This window comes from Acinetobacter albensis, from assembly GCF_900095025.1.
Lineage (GTDB): Bacteria > Pseudomonadota > Gammaproteobacteria > Pseudomonadales > Moraxellaceae > Acinetobacter > Acinetobacter albensis.
The window spans coordinates 117486-136746 of record NZ_FMBK01000002.1; the positions used below are offsets into that span (position 1 = coordinate 117486).

At 37.1% G+C, this 19261-nt stretch carries 16 protein-coding genes; 8 read left to right on the forward strand and 8 right to left on the reverse strand.

Annotation, left to right across the window (positions count from 1 at the left end; all coding sequences use genetic code 11):
* The first annotated feature begins 16 nt into the window (after positions 1–16).
* The 7 genes from GA0116959_RS01820 (at position 17) to GA0116959_RS01850 (ending at position 8191) form a co-directional block, all read left to right on the forward strand.
* Positions 17–1063 carry a Bug family tripartite tricarboxylate transporter substrate binding protein gene (locus GA0116959_RS01820; RefSeq protein ID WP_092717745.1) on the forward strand — a complete coding sequence of 349 codons (1047 nt, stop codon included), beginning with the start codon at positions 17–19 and terminating at the stop codon, positions 1061–1063.
* Between the two features lie 59 nt (positions 1064–1122).
* Complete coding sequence (locus GA0116959_RS01825) at positions 1123–1569, forward strand: tripartite tricarboxylate transporter TctB family protein (protein ID WP_092717748.1); 447 nt, start codon at positions 1123–1125, stop codon at positions 1567–1569.
* A 13-nt stretch (positions 1570–1582) separates the two neighbouring features.
* Positions 1583–3085 (forward strand): tripartite tricarboxylate transporter permease, encoded by a 1503-nt coding sequence (locus GA0116959_RS01830; protein WP_092717750.1) that lies wholly within the window; start codon positions 1583–1585, stop codon positions 3083–3085.
* A 40-nt stretch (positions 3086–3125) separates the two neighbouring features.
* Positions 3126–4172, forward strand: a complete 1047-nt coding sequence (locus GA0116959_RS01835; protein ID WP_092718076.1) for an AbrB family transcriptional regulator — start codon at positions 3126–3128, stop codon at positions 4170–4172.
* A 505-nt stretch (positions 4173–4677) separates the two neighbouring features.
* A complete protein-coding gene (locus GA0116959_RS01840) occupies positions 4678–5538 on the forward strand; it encodes an alpha/beta hydrolase (RefSeq protein ID WP_244878551.1) in 861 nt (286 codons plus the stop codon).
* 435 nt (positions 5539–5973) lie between these two features.
* Positions 5974–6465 carry a cupin domain-containing protein gene (locus GA0116959_RS01845; RefSeq protein WP_092717754.1) on the forward strand — a complete coding sequence of 164 codons (492 nt, stop codon included), beginning with the start codon at positions 5974–5976 and terminating at the stop codon, positions 6463–6465.
* A 337-nt stretch (positions 6466–6802) separates the two neighbouring features.
* On the forward strand, positions 6803–8191 hold the full coding sequence (locus GA0116959_RS01850; protein WP_425304195.1) for an MFS transporter: 1389 nt from the start codon (positions 6803–6805) through the stop codon (positions 8189–8191).
* A gap of 138 nt (positions 8192–8329) precedes the next feature.
* Here GA0116959_RS01850 and GA0116959_RS01855 read toward each other — a convergent pair whose 3' ends face one another.
* Positions 8330–9313 carry an AraC family transcriptional regulator gene (locus GA0116959_RS01855; protein ID WP_092717763.1) on the reverse strand — a complete coding sequence of 328 codons (984 nt, stop codon included), beginning with the start codon at positions 9311–9313 and terminating at the stop codon, positions 8330–8332.
* Positions 9314–9713: 400 nt separating this feature from the next.
* Between GA0116959_RS01855 and GA0116959_RS01860 the strand changes: the two genes are divergently transcribed.
* Positions 9714–10709: an AraC family transcriptional regulator gene (locus tag GA0116959_RS01860; RefSeq protein WP_092717765.1), complete on the forward strand. Its 996-nt coding sequence runs from the start codon at positions 9714–9716 to the stop codon at positions 10707–10709.
* 81 nt (positions 10710–10790) lie between these two features.
* Here GA0116959_RS01860 and GA0116959_RS01865 read toward each other — a convergent pair whose 3' ends face one another.
* The 7 genes from GA0116959_RS01865 to GA0116959_RS01895 form a co-directional block, all read right to left on the reverse strand.
* Positions 10791–12134: an MFS transporter gene (locus GA0116959_RS01865; protein ID WP_092717768.1), complete on the reverse strand. Its 1344-nt coding sequence runs from the start codon at positions 12132–12134 to the stop codon at positions 10791–10793.
* Between the two features lie 566 nt (positions 12135–12700).
* Complete coding sequence (gene catA / locus GA0116959_RS01870) at positions 12701–13621, reverse strand: catechol 1,2-dioxygenase (RefSeq protein ID WP_092717771.1); 921 nt, start codon at positions 13619–13621, stop codon at positions 12701–12703.
* A gap of 151 nt (positions 13622–13772) precedes the next feature.
* Entirely contained in the window at positions 13773–14804 is a 1032-nt protein-coding gene (gene antC / locus GA0116959_RS01875; RefSeq protein WP_092717774.1) for an anthranilate 1,2-dioxygenase electron transfer component AntC, read from the reverse strand.
* 11 nt (positions 14805–14815) lie between these two features.
* Positions 14816–15307 carry an anthranilate 1,2-dioxygenase small subunit gene (gene antB / locus GA0116959_RS01880; RefSeq protein WP_053579913.1) on the reverse strand — a complete coding sequence of 164 codons (492 nt, stop codon included), beginning with the start codon at positions 15305–15307 and terminating at the stop codon, positions 14816–14818.
* 2 nt (positions 15308–15309) lie between these two features.
* Positions 15310–16725 carry an anthranilate 1,2-dioxygenase large subunit gene (gene antA / locus GA0116959_RS01885; RefSeq protein ID WP_092717776.1) on the reverse strand — a complete coding sequence of 472 codons (1416 nt, stop codon included), beginning with the start codon at positions 16723–16725 and terminating at the stop codon, positions 15310–15312.
* 253 nt (positions 16726–16978) lie between these two features.
* Positions 16979–17671 carry a pirin family protein gene (locus GA0116959_RS01890; RefSeq protein ID WP_092717779.1) on the reverse strand — a complete coding sequence of 231 codons (693 nt, stop codon included), beginning with the start codon at positions 17669–17671 and terminating at the stop codon, positions 16979–16981.
* A 185-nt stretch (positions 17672–17856) separates the two neighbouring features.
* Positions 17857–19101: a L,D-transpeptidase family protein gene (locus tag GA0116959_RS01895; RefSeq protein WP_092717782.1), complete on the reverse strand. Its 1245-nt coding sequence runs from the start codon at positions 19099–19101 to the stop codon at positions 17857–17859.
* Positions 19102–19261 lie beyond the last annotated feature (160 nt).

The following is a 19261-nucleotide window of genomic DNA, read 5'->3' on the forward strand; positions in this document are numbered from 1 at the left end:
ACCATGGAGGTCGATGATGGCTATAGGCAAAGAAATGAACGGAAAAGTGAACTATAAGGATGTAGCAGTGATGAGAAATTTAAAGTTAGTGGCTTTAGTCGGTGTAAGTGTTGCGATCGCAGGTTGTAATAACAGTAATGCTTCTAAAGAAGCAGGCTATCCTAAGCGCCCTGAATGTATTGCACCTGCAAAACCAGGCGGTGGGTTCGATATGACCTGTAAGCTTATTCAATCTGGGTTTAAAGAAACACAGGTCTTAAATGATCCAATTCGCGTGACTTATATGCCAGGCGGAGTTGGGGCAGTTGCTTATAATAAAATTGTAGGGAATGACCCTGCAAATAATAATGCTGTAATTGCATTTTCAACTGGCTCATTGCTTAATCTTGCACAAGGCAAATTTGGTAACTTTACAGAAAAAGATGTGAAATGGTTATCTGGCGTAGCAGTTGATTATGGTTTGGTTGCCGTGCATAAAGACTCACCTTATAAAAACTTGAATGATCTGATGCATGCATTAAAGGCTAATCCGAGAAGCATTAGTTTTGGTGGTGCGGGCAGTGTTGGTGGACAAGACTGGATGCAAACAGCCTTGTTAGCTAAACAAGTTCAGGTGAATGCAGCTGACATGAGTTTTGTGGCACTTGAGGGTGGAGGTGAAGTATTAACGTCTTTACTAGGTCAACATATTCAGGTTGCAGTAGGAAATGTAAGTGAAGTTGGGGCAAATTTAGAAACCGGTAAAATTCGAGTATTGGCTGTATTTTCGGATAAACGTTTAGAAGGTAAATTTTCTAACCTTCCTACGGCAAAAGAACAAGGATATAACCTTGAGTGGCCAGTAATACGCGGCTTTTATATGGGTCCAAAAGTCAGTGAAGACTCATTTAACTGGTGGAAAAAATCATTTGAAAAAATGATGGCGGATCAAAAATTTGAAGCCGTTCGTACCAATCAAGATCTACTCCCGTTTGCAATGACTGGAGATGAGCTATCTGCTTATGTCTATAAGCAGACTGAGCAAATGCGTCAATTGTCTGAAGAAAATAAATTGTCGAAATAATCAGAAATCCTGAGCCGAGAGTACTCACTTTTGGTCTCGGGATATTTTTTAAAGGAAAGATTATGAAAGCAGAACGTATTCTAACGGCAATAATAGCACTTTGTGGATTTGGTTTATTGATCTACGCATGTAGTTTTGATGCACCTATTTCTTATGATTCAGTGGGTCCAAAAGCATTTCCAATTTTATTGATGGGACTTATTACAGCCAGTGCCGTCTATCTGACAGTTCGTCCAGCCATTATGTTTGAACCCGTTGAGCTGGGTTGGACCAAGCATATGTTGGGTAAGCTTGCCTTATGTACTTTAGCTTTAACCTTGTATGCCGCTTTATTTGAATGGCTCGGTTTTATGATTGCCACAATATTTATGACCATTGCTATTGGTAAGTTATTCCATGGAAAAACAATACCCACAGTGATTACGGCGGTTATTTTGGGAGCGAGTACCTATTATTTGTTTGATCGCGTATTAGATGTGCCATTGCCACTTGGACTGTTAGGTTAAGGATGACAACTTTATGGACGTTTTAAATTTTTTAATGGCCGGTTTTGAAGTTGCCTTGCAGCCACAGAATCTTCTCATTGCATTTATTGGCGCATTTATTGGAACAATAGTCGGTTTATTACCAGGTTTAGGTCCAATTAATGGGGTGGCTATTTTACTCCCTTTCGCCTATGCCCTAGGTTTACCCGTTGAAAGTGCACTTATTCTCTTAGCTGCTGTTTATCTTGGTTGTGAATATGGTGGACGCATTTCAGCTATTTTGATCAATGTTCCCGGTGATGCGGGTGCCATTATGACGACCTTAGATGGTTATCCATTGGCACAACAAGGTAAAGCGGGTATTGCACTTTCATTGTCTTCAATGAGTTCCTTTATCGGGAGTACCATAGCATTTATTGGTATTGTCCTTTTTGCTCCAATTCTTGCCAATTGGGCGATTGCATTTGGTCCAGCTGAATACTTTGCCTTAATGGTGTTCGCAATTGTGTGTTTGACAGGTTTAGTCAGTACTCAACCATTCAAAACGTTAATTATGGCATTAATGGGACTTGGATTGTCTACAGTCGGAATGGATGCGATCACGGGCGTCTATCGTTTTACTTTTAACTCAGTTGGCTTGAGTGATGGGATTGCATTTACCACAATTGTCATTGGTTTATTTAGTGTCAGTGAAGTTTTGTTAATGCTAGAGCGAACAACAGTTGGCCAAGTTGTTTTAAAGCAAGGTAAACGATCAATCTTTAATTTAAAAGAATTACTCAGTTCTTTAGCAACGATTATTCGTGGTTCTTTAATTGGTTTCTTTTCAGGGATTTTACCTGGTGCGGGTGCAAGCGTAGCCAGTGCAATGGCTTATACCACAGAGCGTAAAATTGCAGGTGAAAATGGTAACTTTGGTAAAGGCGATTTACGGGGTTTAGCAGCACCTGAAAGTGCCAATAATGCAGCAGCATGTGGTTCATTCGTTCCCATGCTGACCTTGGGTGTGCCTGGTTCAGGTACAACGGCAGTAATGATGGGTGCCTTAACGCTGTATAATATTACGCCAGGCCCACAATTATTTGTTGAACAACCCGTTTTGGTTTGGTCTCTCATTGCATCGCTGATGATCGGTAATATTATTTTGTTGATTTTAAACTTACCTTTGGTGGGTTTCTTTGCAAAGTTACTAAATATTCCAAATTACATATTAATTCCCATTATTGCGAGTGTAAGTTTTGTGGGGGTATATGCCATTCACAGTACAACGTTTGACTTATTGCTCTGTATGGGATTAGGCGTAATTGGCTATATTTTACGAAAATTTGATTTTCCATTAGCCCCGTTGATTCTAGGCTTCGTTTTAGGTGAATTAATGGAGTCTAATTTACGTCGTGCTTTGTCTATTTCACATGGCGAGTTAAGTATTTTATGGCACAGTAATATCAGTATAGGCTTATGGATCATGTCAGGATTATTATTGATTCTTCCATTTGTCCGTAAATATTTATTCGTTAAAAAACGAATGCAACAATAAAATAATGGCCAGTTCTGACTGGCCATTTTTATTTGAGTCTATGAATATAATTATATTAAATCTCAAGGGCCTAAGCTTTGCATTTGCTGGAGCTATTCTAGCCAATGTCTTGGGTTTTCCTTTACCTTGGTTATTAGGACCGCTATTAATTACCGTAATATTCGGAATAATTAAAGTACCGAGTCAATGTGATTTAAGATGGCGTAAATGTGGGCAATGGGTTATTGGAACAGGACTGGGACTCTATTTTACGCCCCTAATGATGACTACACTTTTACTGAATTGGCCAGCATTAGTCATCGGTATTGTTTGGGCATTGATTTTAGGATCAGTATTAGCTTGGGCTCAATATAAATTGATTCATTTAGATTGGGCGACTTCGTGGTTTTCATCTTGCATTGGTGGGGCGAGTGAAATGGTGAATATTGCAGAACGTTATCATGCTCAGGTAGATAAAGTTGCAGCAGCACACAGTTTACGTATTGTGCTCTTGGTGGTATGTATACCCGTCTTTTTAGAGTGGTATTACACTGTAAATCTATCACTTATGCCAACCCCCTCATATGTGGAAAGCACAGCTTTAGAGGTGATGATTTTATTATGTCTCTCTTTTTGTGCAGCTTTGCTGGCGAATAAGTTGAATGTCCTGAATCCTTGGGTATTAGGGCCTCTCGTTCTAATTGGTGGATTAACTGCCTTTGATTTTCAACTGACCAATTTACCCGAGTTTTTAATTCACTTTGGTCAACTTTGTATTGGTTGGTCATTAGGAAGCAAATTCCCATTTAACTTTTTTAGTACCAGTCGAAAATTCATAGTTGGGTGTTTAGTTTTTAATATGATTGGGTTAATCATGAGTACTCTGATTGCAATTGTATTGGCAAGATTTTTAAACTTTAATGAAGCAACCATGATTTTAGGGATTTCACCGGGCGGCATTGCAGAAATGGCTTTAACGGCTAAAGCTTTAGGATTGGCAGTTCCCGTTGTAGTCGCATTTCAATTAACTCGATTAATTGTCATATTGTTAACATGTGACTATTTGTATAACTTGTCTAAAAATAAAATGAAAAGTTTAAATAGATAAAAACGTCTATATCGGCTATGACCCACACTTCATCTTTGGGTTAGTCCGATTATCCGAGATATGGGACATCCTCATTTTGAACGACTTAAATTCTTTTGAACTCATATGTTAAAAGGATAAATAAAGAATTTGATAAATATCTATATCGATTAGAGTCATGCCGAGGTGAAGGGAAAATGAAATCTTGTGACTGAGCATATTCTTTATTAAGTTGCTCTTGTTGATGTGTAATCGGATCAATGCCATTTTATCTAAATGCTTTTCAACAACAACACTTAAAACCCAGACAAGAGAACAACCTGCGACATTTAGACATGAGTAATCAACGCCATCTACGGAATCTCGAGCAGTTAATTTTTATCATTAGGAGCATTTATTCAAAATTGAAATCAACAATACGAGGGAGCAAAACTTAAAAGCATAAATTGGATAAAAAAAAATAACTTTTGAATATTTTAAAATGAGATAAATAGATTCAATAGAACGCTAGGAAATCAGCAGAGTAATGGCTATGGATGCAAATAAATTCGAAAATGACTACGTTACTGGGCAAAAAAATGAAAACTATAATGAAGTGATGTCTCAGATTGAAGCATTAAATCAAGCAGTACTGATCCATAAACAATGGAACAAAGATGTATATTATGGATTCCATGAGCGTGAATGCTTTGATCTTTGTTATGCGGTTGGTAAGGCAAAAGCAATTTTAGTTTATTTACATGCGGGATATTGGCAATCAAGAGATAAAAATCAATTTCATTTTATCGCTGATCATTTGGCTGAGCTTGGCTATCATATCGCCATCATGAATTATCCGCTTTGTCCTGAAGTTAGTATAGAGAGAATAAGACAATCATTAAGTTATGGCTTACTTACAGTCCAAGCCTTTGTGAACAATGACGCTGATGGAAATAATGATGTTAAAAATCTACCGTTGTATATTTGTGGGCACTCTGCTGGTGCACATTTAACCACAGAATTAGTTTTAAATGCGAAGCAAGTAATTAGAGATCAGCTTAATATTCAAGGTATTATCCCCATAAGTGGAATATATGATTTAGAGCCTTTAGTATCGACCAGTTTAAATCATAATCTTCAATTAAATCAGGCACAGGCAATAACCAATTCGCCGCTATTCAGAGTAGTCAATGATTTAGTTCCTGCGGAATTTTTTGTAGGTCAAAATGAAACATACGCATTTATTGAACAGTCGCAAAAAATGAAAGATCAGTGGGAACTGAAAGGCAACAGTGCAAATTTTACTATTCTTAAAGACAGTGATCACTTTAGTTTACTGTTTCACTTTCTAGAAAAAGGTGAAATAGTTCAAGCGATTGAAAAAATTTATCAGTCTACTCATTTATAAATATTCATTTTTTGACTTAAACCACATTTTTAAATGTGGTTTATTTTTATAAATAGATGATATGAAGGATCAATAGGGTTAAAAAAATGATAAATAGAGTTAAAATTTTAAACTTAGACGATGAATTAATGGATTATTTTTTCTATTCTAAGTCTAGTTGGTAATTAATTTAAAGTGAATTAAAGTCCTTTTAGTCGTTGAAATAAAACCAAGATCAGAATTTTTCCTCTCAATTAGTTTGATGATACTAAATAATTTTTTTATAAAAACTGTGTCTCATCAATCACTTGAAAGAGTGAGCAGTGCCGCATCAGCACGATACGTCTTTTATTTTACATTTGTATGTTTTATCTGCTTTTTTGAATAAATATTAACGAAGAAATGCATAGGAAGAATGCTGAAAACTTGGTTGAATGAAAAAAAAGGAGTATGACAATGGAAATGCTTAATCAAAAACACTTATCTTCTTTAGTATTCAGCGAATCGCGTTTAAATAAAGAACTAAAAAATTTGAAATGGAATGTGCTGGGTCATGTATATGAACCGATTATTGGCGGTGACCAACAATCCAGTTTTGCATGGATTTCAAATGATCCTTCAGGTACTTTTGTTCCTCCTCATATGCATCCTGTTCAGGATGAACATGCATTTATTCTTGAAGGTGAATATTCACTTTATTTAGATGGAGAATGGACCACGGCCAAAGCGGGGGATTACCTTTATTGGCCACGTGGAACTACACATGGTTATAAAGTGACTTCAGAAGGACCAGCCAAAGGTATTTTTTGGGTGAGTCCTGGAAATGATTTAGCCAGTTTATTCTCAGAACTGCATAATTTGACAGAACCTCAGGAAGTGGTTCAGGTATCTGCAGCGCGCAATATTCGTTTTATAGATCCAGCAACATTGCCTAACTGCGAATTTTAATTATTCAATAGAATCATTTTTAAATTTTTTCATATAAAAAGCTTTCAAGAGATTGAGGGCTTTTTTGTGTGCTGATGTTTATTTTTTAATGGTAAAAGGTCGAATAAAAAATCATAATTTTAAAATATATTTTGAATGTAAATGCTTTTATTTGTTCATAAATAATAAGTAAAATTAAGTATAGTGAACTTTTAAAAAATACTGATACAGCAGAAGATAACGATATCTTTAATGTTGTGGATATTGTTCAATCTTATGTTAAAGAGCGTAAAGTGTATGACTTAATTCGGGAGGTATATACTTGAAGAGCCAAACAAAAAATGTACCGAATTCATTTGTGGACTCGCTCGGGACTGGCAAAATCAGCGGTCGGGCTTGGCTTATTACGGGAATGTTAATCATCTTTCAAATGATCAACTTTGCCGATAAAGCGGTATTAGGGCTGGTCGCTGAACCTGCAATGCGTGAATTGGGGATGACGAGTCGTCAATTTGGTTTGATCGGCAGTTCCTTTTTTTGTTTATTTGCCATTTCATCTATTGTCGTCGGATTGTTAGCAGCAAAAATTCAAACCCGTTGGATTCTACTTATGATGGGTATTGCATGGGCAGTTTTACAATTTCCGATGCTTTTAGGCGGAGGCATCACTTTATTGTTGGTGACACGAATTATTTTAGGGGCTGCAGAAGGGCCTGCTACGCCGATTACTTTGCAACATATTCATGGTTGGTATGAGCCAAAAGAGCGTGGATTGCCAAGTAGCTTGGTAGCGATTGGATCGACCTTGGGTCCAATTGTTGCTGCACCATTGCTGGCAGCCATTATTGCTCATCCTGCTTATGGATGGAGATGGGCGTTTGGTTTTTTAGGCATCATCGGGCTGGCTTGGAGCTTATTGTGGTTTGTCATTGCAAAAGAAGGACCCTATAGCCATATCAAAGCAAAAGAGCAATTGATTCAGCCAAAGCCTTTGGTTCACCCAAACACCAGTTATATTAACAATAAAAGTATTGCTGAATTTTCAGATTTTTTAAAAGTAGTTCCACTCTTCAAGATTTTTATCTCCCCCATGTTTATCTCCGCTTTTTTAGCAGGTGTTGGCTGTTTCTGGGCGATGGGATTTTTAACCACTTGGTCACCGCGCTATTTATCTGCTGTGATCAGCACTTCTCCACAAATGATCGGCATGATCTCAACCTTACCTTGGATATTTGGTGCACTCACATTGTTGTTTGCAGGTTTTTTATCTAAAATCTTGATGAAAAAGGGAGGTTCTGTCCATAAATCCTTAGGTTGTGTGTTTGGTTGTCTCATTTTATTATCTGGTGTTTTCTTTATGATATTGCCCTATACCACTGGAATTGCAGCCGTCTGTATTCTGACTGTGGCGGCAGGTATGGCGATGACCTTTCCATTGGCACCCATTACTTTGGCTTATAGCATTTGTTCTAAACAGCGTGCAGCCGTTATGGCGACAGTGACTGCTTTGGCTTCTTTAGGGGGAATAATTTCACCCAGTATGGTTGGCATGTTTATGGAATCAGCAGGCTATATTCAACCGATAAAAGGCATGCTTTCAGATACTGCTATGTTAAGTAAACTGGTCATGGGGATGAATTTAAGTTTTTCTTATATTGGTATTTATTTATTTATTGTGGGGATTGTCGCGATTATATTTCTCAATCCAGACAAAACTGCGAAACATCTGCAAAAAGATTTAGAATAAACCCATGATTTATCTTAGCTGAATGATTGAGTAATTAATAAAAAAGAGCACTTTATTTATAAAGTACTCTTCTAGATAAATATAAATGATATAAGAATAAAATCCTGTTTCAAGCGCATCAGCGAATATTATGCAGTGCTATTTATTATTTTTAAGGGTATCAGAAGGAAACTCACCAAAACGAGTTTTATATTCTTGAGAGAAACGACCTAATTGTTGGAAACCACAATCCATTGCAATGCTTGAAACATTTTCCCAAGTTTTAATTTCTTTTAAGCGTTTATAGGTTTCTTCAAAACGTAAATTACGTAGATAGGCCACTGGGGATTGGCCAAAATAAGTGTGAAAATCACGATATAAACGTTCGCGAGAAATACCTAACATCTTTTCAAGTTCACTGAGTTTTAACGGTTGAGATAAATTTTCTTTATATAAACTTTCGATATGATTTAAATAAGAAGGTTTTCCTTGTAAACGACGTTCAAGTTCTAAACTGTAATTATGTGGTTGAGAGTTTAATAAAATAGAAATAAGATTATTTTCAAAATTCGTCCAGATACTTTGAAAATCAATCAGGGTATTATTTTCTAACAAAAAATCCTGAAAACTCATCGCTAAATTAAACCATTTTTTAATCGAACCTTGCATAGGTGCTTGAATATCAAAGATCAGGGGTTGGGTAATTTTATAACCTAACATTCGCATTAAATGATTTTCCATATTTTTTCTAGGAATACGAATCATTTGCTTTTGACAATCTTGCTCTAAAACCATAGAAAAGGGTTGATCAGGTGAAAATATAGCAGCTACATCACAACTTGAATAAATAGTGGAAGTATTAATTTTAATTTCTTGTATACCTTCGAGCGGCACATTAAAAATATAACAATGCTTCAAATTATCAATATGAATATTCACTAGAGTGGAGTAACGAATGACACCAAAAGTGGTTTCACCAATTTGAATTCCTTCATGAAAAAAATCAATTTTTTGAGGGTCTGGAATATGTAAATGATGGGGGCCATTTGCTTTCATTGTCCAGTCTAAGACATCTTTCGATTGATGAAAATGAGCAAAAAATTTCTTGGGTAGCCAGTTTTCATATTTTCCTGAATCAAACATTTCCATATCCTTATATGTATTGATTGAAGAGAATTGTTATTCTTAACTTATATTAAAAAACCATATAAGCAAAATAATTATATAACAACTAAAATTTAATTTATCTAAGGTTTTTGATATAAAAATATACCTTATAAATATAGAGTCGGTAGTTGATTGATATAAAACAGTTCATATTATTTTTACACAACTGAATGGATGATGATTTTATATCAAATCATTTAAAAATCTGACTTTATATAAGATTTAGATTGTTTAAAATGAAATGAGAAAAGCAATTTTATCCAATAATGAATCAATATAAATGCTCTGTTATTTGTAATAATAAAATTATCCTATTCAGACTAAGTCGTTAACTGTTATATTAATCCTTAGAATATTTTAGCTAGGTGAAAATGGAATGCAATCACTAAGCCAACAAGATGTTGAATTAAATCACTATTCGAGTAAAGCTGACTTTGCTCAAAATTTGATGTCAAGTATTTGTGGTGAACATCGTTTAGATACAAGCTGTCGTAATAATTTAGATTTTCATTATGATGGTTTACGCTTACCGCACAAACGCATGGCCATCGGCACTATTTCTTACGGTGCAAATGTCGCAATTAATATTTCTAACCTTAAAGCCTATAGCATTAGTTTACCTTTACAGGGAAAACAAATTTTAAATATGCGTGGGGAACGATATCTCTCAGATGAAAAAAATGGATTAATTGTTTCAAATGCAGATTTGCAGGATTTGACCATTGACCAAGATTGTAAAAAAATTCAGGTGGTTATTCCTGAACAAAGCTTACATCTTGTTTTAGCCGAACTACTGAAACAACCAATTGAAACGCCAATTCTCTTTAATCCAAAAATGGATTTTGATTCGCAGCAGTTAATTACGGCATGGTGGAAAAATATTCAAAATTTTTTGCAGTTTAAATCACAATATATGGGCTTTTATGGTTTAGCCATGTTGTCTGAAGATTATGAAAATTTTATCATTAAGGCATTATTATTATCTCAAGAAAATAATTATTCTGAACAGCTGAAGGAATTTACCACACGCCAACAGCCTCATTATATTCAAAAAGTACGTAATTTTATTGTGAGTCATGCTAAAGAAGATATTTGTGCGGATGATTTGCACCATTTAGCAGGGGTTTCGAAATCAAAACTGTATGAAGAGTTTCAGTATTATTATGGAACCAGCCCAATGTCTTATTTAAAAAAATACCGACTGCAACAAATTTATAAGATTTTAAGCAGCTCAGGTTTAAATCCAAAAATATCGATTTCACAGTTGGCTTTTGAATGGGGTTTTAATCATTTAAGCCGTTTTTCACAAGAATATCGTGAAGAATTTGGAGAAAAACCAAGTGAAACGAAAAATAAAGTCATCAATTTGTAGCTCCTGTGAAAAATAAAAGAAAACCCTGATTTAAAGTTTAATTTAAATCAGGGTTTTTTAAGGTCGATACTTTAATGGTGTTTATGCAAGTTCTTCAATTTTAGCTTGCTGTGGAGTTTTAGATTTTTCATGATAAACCTTTAAGCTGAGTGCAATAAATGAAATAAAAGTGGGAATAGCCAAAATATAGAACAAGCCACTCAAACTTAAATCAAAAGTAAAAATTAATGATCCGAAAAATGCACCTAAAATTGCTCCAATTCGACCAATCCCGTGCATCCATGATACGCCTACCGCACGACATGTTGAAGGATATGAAATAGTGGCTAAAGGTAAAAGTGAAGATTGAGCTCCAGCAAGTAAAGCACCGATTAAGAAAATAGTAATCCCGAAAAAGAGTAAATCTGAACTGAGGAAACCTGCCACAATAAACAAGCCAAAAGCAATAAAATATGAATAGCGAATCACCATGGTTGGATTGGTTTTATCCATGTACCAGCCCATAATGGTTGCACCAATGACACCACCGAAAGGAAAAATCGCAGCAATCAAACTAAATTGTTGAGTACTAAAACCTGCTGTTTTCAAAATAGTCGGCATCCAGCTGGTCAATAGATAAAACACCAGTAAGCTCATGAAGCAACATAACCATAACATGCTAGAGCTAAATAAATATTTTCCAAGTACTTGTTTCACTGGGCTTTGTGTAGATTGAACTTCAGTTTGAGCGAGTTTCAGAATAACTGCTTCTGAAAAAGGCTTACCTTGAATCAGCTCTAAAATACGTTGTGCTTTTTGCTGCTGATTATTTTTAATTAAGTATGGGGTAGATTCAGGTAATTTAAAAATCAGTACAATGACCAGAAGCAACGGGATAATTCCGCCAATAATAATCACTTTTTCCCAACCTAGATTTTCCAGTAAATAAGCCGAAAGCAGACCACCACATGAAATCCCCAACATAAAACCACAACCTGCCAACCCTGTTAAAAATGCTTTACGTTTAACAGGCATATATTCCGACACAATGGTACTGATATTTGGCATTGCTGCACCCAAACCAATTCCTGTAATTAAACGATAAATCATTAATTCTTGAGTCGAGGTTGCGAAACCACACAGCACGGTAAAGGCGGCAAAAAGTAAAGTTGTAAAGGTAATGACTTTTTTTCGACCAAATTTATCGGCCATTGGGCCAGAAAGAATGGCACCAATCGACATGCCGACTAAGGCAGCACTCAACACAGGTGCAAGTTGAGATTTGCTGATACCCCAATCATCTAATAGCGCAGGTGCAATAAAACCAATAATACCTGTATCTAGACCATCGCAAAAAAAGACTAAAAAACCAAGTGCAAATACCAACCATTGTAGGGGTGATAGTTTTTCACGGTCTATCACCGTATTTATATCAATTGTTTTCATCTTTATTCCTTTAAAAATGTTAAAACCTACTGCTGTAACCTAAAAAATTACTTTAAAAACAGTGCAATCCTTAAAGTATGATTGACTCGGTTTTTAATTACACAACAGATTTGGTCATCAAGTTGGCTCTGCTGGATTGTTAAAATTTTTTAAATATCATTTAATCTTTTTTCGAGTTTATGAAAAAATAATTTGATATATTTTGAAGTTAAAACAAAGCTTGCCATGTTATTGATTGAACGCTTTTTACTTGCTTTAAACTATCCATAAATTCCTTGAAAGCATCCATTTTTTCCAAATGGGATCAATGGAGGTTTAAGTTTATTTTACGGAGCATAAAACTGTAATTGGATAGTGCAGACTGGGGGCAGATGAATGAATCAATTTTGGAAGATTTACAAAACGAATATTAAGAGGAATAAAAAATTTGAATTGCGTCGAATTTTCTAAAATGTGGTCTAAATATAAATACAGCAATAAAGTGAAAATTTTGCATAAATCATGGTGAAATGTTCAAGCATGAATCCAGATACAATTGGATTCATGCTTAATTTATGCTGTTCAGATCAAGCACAAACGCGACGACGTTCAACTTCTGCCGAAGGCGCTGTCGCAGTATCTTTAACCAGTACAATGTTAAAGGTAATATGTTTAAACGGTTTGTCGAGGCCACGACGTGCAATTTCACTGGCATCAGTTACATCTACAGCCGTTGCGACTAAACCATCACGTGTTGCAAAAGCAAAGTCATCCCATAAATATTGATCACCTTCAATATTAAATTGGGTGGTCAGTTTTCGGAAATTCGGTGCAGATGCAAAATAATGTACATGCGAAGGGCGATTACCATGTCGTCCCAATTTGTTTAATAAGGCTTGAGTTGTCCCTTCAGGTGGGCAACCATAGCCAACAGGCATTGTGGTTAAAGCCGCATATTTGCCATGTTCATCAGCAAAAATAGTACGACGCAAATTAAACTCCGATTGAGACTTATCAAAGAAGGAATAATTACCTAAGCTGTTTGCATGCCAAATTTCGACTTTGGCATTTTCAATTAAATTGCCTTCTGTGTCGCTCACTGTACCTTCAATAATAAGCGTATCAATTTGATCAGACTCGGAGCCATCATCCATACGCGCAAAACCGACAGATTCGGGTGCTCCCGCTACATAAAGTGGACCTTCAATAGTACGTGGCGTTCCACCAAACAGTCCCGCTTTCAAATCAATTTCATCAGCACGCAAATCTAGAAAATGTTCTAGACCCAAACCTGCTGCTAACAAACCGAGTTCATTGGCTTGACCTGCATCAGTCAAATATTCGAGTCCTTTCCAAACTTCAGAGGGTTGAATATCCAGTTCATCAATGGCTTGGAATAAATCTGTCACTAAACGTACAATAATTTCTTGTAATCTTTTATCGACTTCACCAGTCGCTGTGTCTACATTCATTTTTTTAACGAGTGCGCTGATTTGCTCGCGATTCATACTCTGTTCCTTCAGGATCTGATTTAATGGGTATTGAAATATTTTCACTTAAAGTCTGTGGCAATAAGATTAAGGTTTTAATCTTGTTGCGGTCACACCCAATTCCTTGGGTGTGAAAACTGCAATAATGCTGAACAGACAGCATGGATAATTAACTGCGAGGATTATTGCTCTGTAAAAATTTCTCGCTGTAAATACGATAATTTTGTAGGGATTGATCGCCTAACCAGCTTTTTACTGCCTCAATCATTGGAGGGGGACCACACAGATACATATCAAAAGCTTGCTCTGCGAGTTGATCTTTATTTAAATGATCTTGGATATAACCCGTTTTGCCTGTCCAGTGTTTAGATGCTTGAGTAATGATCGGTTGATAATTAAACTGAGGAATACGTTGGCTATATGCTTGTAAACGTTCTTGTTCACAGAGATCAGCTTCGCTATTCACCCCATAAAAAAGTTGTACCGCTGGGGCATTGGGCTGTTCAGCGATATTGTCGAGCATGCCTAAAAATGCAGATAAGCCTGTTCCGCCAGCAATAAACACCAATGGTCGTTCGACTTCACGTAGATAGAAGCTACCTAAAGGCGCTTCCATCAAAATGGTATCTCCAACCTGACAAGCTTCACGTAAATAATTGCTCATCACGCCATTGGGTAAGAGGCGGATTAAGAATTGTAATTGGTTATTTGCATTCGGTCGATTAGCAAAAGAATAAGAACGCCAATCTTCAGAATTGGGAATTTGTAAACGCGCATATTGACCAGGTAAAAAATGCAAAGGTTGTTGATGATTACTTGCATCTACATGCAAAATAGCCGTCGTTTCTGAAACCAATTCTACCGCAGTCACTGTCGTTGCAATTTTGAGTGTATCGCCTGTATTGCAAATATCAGAATTATGATCGAAATAAAATGCAGCATCGGACTTTACGCGAGTCTGACAGGCCAATATTTTACGCTCTGCTAAATCACGTTGACTTAATGCTTCTTCATCGACATATTCTTGTTCATAAATCCCAGTTTCACACTGACCTTGGCAGGTGCCACAAACCCCTTCACGACAATCTAAAGGTAATGTAATACCTTGACGAATGGCTGCATTCAGCAACAACTCGTCATTCTGTACCGAAATAAAAAAAGTTTTACCATCAGCAAAATTGAGCGCGACTGAATGCGTCATATTAGTGGCCCTTAAACATGGTAAAAGTCGAGGACAGAGTCAATTTTGTCATTCAGCAAGATGGTATGCTGACGGCGAATACGGAAGCTATCTTCATTCTTACGCAATGTATAAGTGGCATGTCCATAAAAATTGCCTTCTAAACCTTGACGGTTATACAAGGTATGCCATGCCACTTTGGCTTCAATTAAACCATCCTCCAATTCTTTGACCCGCACGTTTTTAATCATGTGCAATGTACGTGGTAATGGGGTTGCAGAGGCTGCCTTACCTGTACGAATTCGGAAAATTCGGTCTTCTAATCCAGTACGGTCTTCATAGTAAATATAAGACAAGCCCTGATTTGGATCTTGAACATAATTATGGTCATCAATCCATTGTGGAATATGGTATTCACTGTCTTCATCATAAAGATCAAGATAAGCATCCCAATCATAGTTATCACAAAGCTCAGCTTTTTGAATTAAAAACTGGGAAACCGCAAAGTTAAGTTCAGCAGTCATGATTACACCTCTTCCTTGACAGTGTGTTGCTCGAAAGTCACATCTTGCATTTTTAAGGCTTTTTTGCTTAAGCCATTCAGCATTAAACGTTGCCATTGACCATGTTGATTGACATATAAGCCTTCATGGGTAAATTCACGTCCAGTAATCACAGGTTTAATATCTAAATCCTGGGCATTTTGAGTGCTTCCATATTCCCAAGTATGATGACCTCGTGAAATATCGCTCCAACGTTCAAGACGTGCTTGGAAACCTTTCTGTTGCTCACGGAATTCAACCAAATCATCTGGTGTACCTAAGCCCGATACATTAAAGAAATCTTCGAACTGACGAATACGATTACGACGTGCTTCTGCAGATTCGCCTTTTACCCCAATACACTGGCTAATCACTTCTGTTTTATTCCAAGCAACGGGACGGATAATACGTAATTGCGAGCTAATTTGATCCATAAAAAACAGACTAGGGTATAAGTTCAAGTTTCTTAAACGGTGCATGGCCCATTCTGCACGTTTTTCCCCGTATTTTTCTAAAAGGTAGGGCATGACCGTGCTATAACCCGGACGAACCGTTGGGTTTGGCATATCACTGAATAAAACACTATGACCATTTTTAAAGCTGAACCAGCCATCATCTGTTGCGGAATCGCCAGCACCTAATTTACTGTAATCTAGTGTGTCAAGGTCTGCGCCTTTGTCGATATTGACTTGCTGACGATGCTGAACCGTAGACACGTAGTTATAGTGCACTGTGCTCACGTGGTAACCGTCTAAACCATTTTCGTTTTGGAGTTTCCAGTTTCCTGCAAAGGTATAAGCAGATTTACCTTGTAATACTTCAAGTTCACCTGTTGGAGACTGATCAACCATCAAATCAAGGAAGACTTTTGCATCGCCCAAGAAATCTTCTAAAGAATCTGTAGCTTGACTGTCTAAGCTTACAAACACGAAACCACGGTAGCTGGCGATACGACCTTGTTTAAGACCACGCGTCGTTTTATCAAAGTGTTCGCAATATTCACCTGGTGCTTTGACTTTGATCAGACGGCCATCAGATTTATAGGTCCATGCATGGAACGGGCAGGTGAATGTGGCTTGATTCCCTTTGCTAACACGCGTCAAGGTTGCACCACGGTGCTCACAGGCATTGACCATCGCGTGAAGTTCGCCATTATTGTCACGGCTTACGATCAGTGGTTGACGGCCAATTTGAACAGTGACAAAATCATTATTTTTTGGAATTTCACTTTCGTGACAAGCATAAATCCAGACTTTTTCGAAAATTTGTTCCATCTCTAAATCAAATAATTCAGTTTCAGTGAACATGTCACGGGCAATACGATAAACACCGTCATGTGGACGAAAATCGATACAATTTTTAATAAAATCTTGCCATTCAGTAATGCTGCGTGAGGTCATGGTTTTAATCCTCTAGTCCATTAGGGTATTCCTCCATTGAACCGAAATTCAGCTTGAGCAGCTATCCGAATTCTCCTAATCTTTATCCATTTTTTAGTGAATTAATTTTTTAGAGCAGGATGAATATCAGATTTGTACTTTTATTAAAAATTGATAAAAATAAATAATCTAATCATTTTCGTTCTGTTAAAACAAAAAAGCCTCATTTGAAAATGAGGCTTAATCAACAGAGTGAATTCTTGTCGAATTTATTTTAAGCTTTGGGTAAATCAAACCAAATCATTTGACTGTCTTCAAGTGCTTCAATTTGAGCAGCATCTTCAAAAGCAATTGCATCACCAGCCGACAAGATATGTTCTGCAATTTGGATTGAACCTGAGATCAAATGCACATAATTAAGCGCTTGAGTCATTTCTACAGCTAATGCTTGTCCTTTCTCAATCACTGCACTTTTAACTTCAGCTTGTTGACGAATATGCATCAGCGCATTGGGATTGGGTCCTGCAATTACATGCCATTGATTGGGTTGTTCCTGAGGATCACATTTGACTTGCTGATAATTAGGTTCAGCATTACTTACATCGGGATGAATCCAGATTTGCAACAAATGAACAGGAGCATCGCTATTATTGATTTCACTGTGTTTTACGCCTGTTCCGGCACTCATTAATTGCCATTCACCTGCAGGAATATGACCTTCATTGCCCATGCTATCGCGATGTGAAATCGTTCCGTCTAACACACAGGTCAAAATTTCCATATTATCGTGTGCATGTGTGCCAAAGCCATTTTGGGCTGCAATCCGATCGTCATTAATGACCCGAAGTACACTCACGCCCATATAATTAGGATCATACCAACTACCAAATGAAAAGCTATGTTTTGAGTCAAGCCAGTCGATATTGACATGACCTCGGTTTTCACTGCGATGGATAAAAGCGTTCATGGAGATTCCTTATATTTATTTCACTATAGAGCCATTTTAAGATTGTTGTTTTTATTTAAAAATAGATTAAAAGCAACAAATCATTCTATTAATGCAACGTATCAAAGAACCATGTTCATTGTTAAAAGTAAAACAGCCTGCATTTATGCAGGCTGTTTTACTAGGCTTAAAGTACTCAGTTCAGATTATTCCAAGAACTTGACGGTCACGCCTGATTTAACTTTTTTGCCTAAATCGTTGGCATCCCAGTTGGTTAAACGAATACAACCATGCGATGCTGTTTTAGAAATGGCTGAAGGATTTGGCGTACCATGAATACCAAATGATTTTTTGCTTAATCCAATCCAGATATTACCTACAGGGCCATTCGGGCCAGGTGGTAAAGACAATGGTTTAGTATTTTTACCTTGAACAAAATTACTTGGAGAATAGCTATACCATGGGTTTGGCGCGACACCCGTTACCTTATAGGTTCCTGTTGGAGAGGGTGTGTCAGAACTACCAATAGTGGCAGGGAATGAGCCAATCATTTGGTTGCGACTGTTAAACAAATACAGTTGTTTTGCACCTTTGTGCGCCACAATGAGATGAATATCTTCAGGAACTTCATTACGAATATTGGCTACGACCAGTTTCTCACCGGCTTTTTTGAACGTTGCTTTTGGATTTAACTTTTTCAAAAAGTCTTCATCCATGTGGAACTTTTCACTGAGCATCTCAGTCACACGTGTGTAATACAAGCCTTTCATTTTAGCCTGTAACGCGTAATCGTGTGGAATAGAGGCAGCATACGGGCCTTTCAGATCTGCTTCAGTGATCGTATATTCAACAAATGCTGGTTTAGACCCTTGCTTAGCAAGAAGTGCATCCCAAGTTTCTTGGGTTAATGTACCTGTTGGTTTTAAACCGTTCATTTGTTGGAACGAAGCAATCGCCTTAAGCGTATTTTTACCGCTTGAACCATCAATCGCGCCTGGAGAAGCATGGGCATTATTTAACATGACATGCGCACGTGCATAAGCTGGAAATTGCCCTTTTCCAATGTCTTCATACCATTCAGCATTGTTGATGCCATCAAGCGTCCATGCCGCTTTAGCCGCACCAGTATTTGTGCTTTTTACTGCTGTAGTGGTTGGTGTCGCTGATGTTGAAGCTGTGCCAATAGCCGCACTATTGTCTTCAGCGTTCTCAAGTTCTTGTAAAGTTTTTGAGGCCTTATTCAAGTCTTGCTGTTCTTGTTGTGTAATTTGGCTTTCACCCGTGGTTTTAGCACTTGAGGCTGCTTCAGTGGCAAGTGGATCAATAGGATCTTGCACTGCAGTATCTGTAATCTTAGTAAGATTCAAGGGTTGTTCAGCAGTGGATGCGGCAAATGCTGTACCCGCAAAAATACAACTTAAACTCATAGCGAGTAATGTGCGAACGAACATGTGATTCAACCTTAAGAATTATTCATTAACATGGTGATAAAACAACATAAGTATTGCAGAAAAAATGAGGAGATGCAGTAGTTGTTTTGTTTAAAACTGATTTTAGAAGGAACTGTATAACGTTTTAAATACGCGAGAAGTTATTAAATATGCAGCCTTT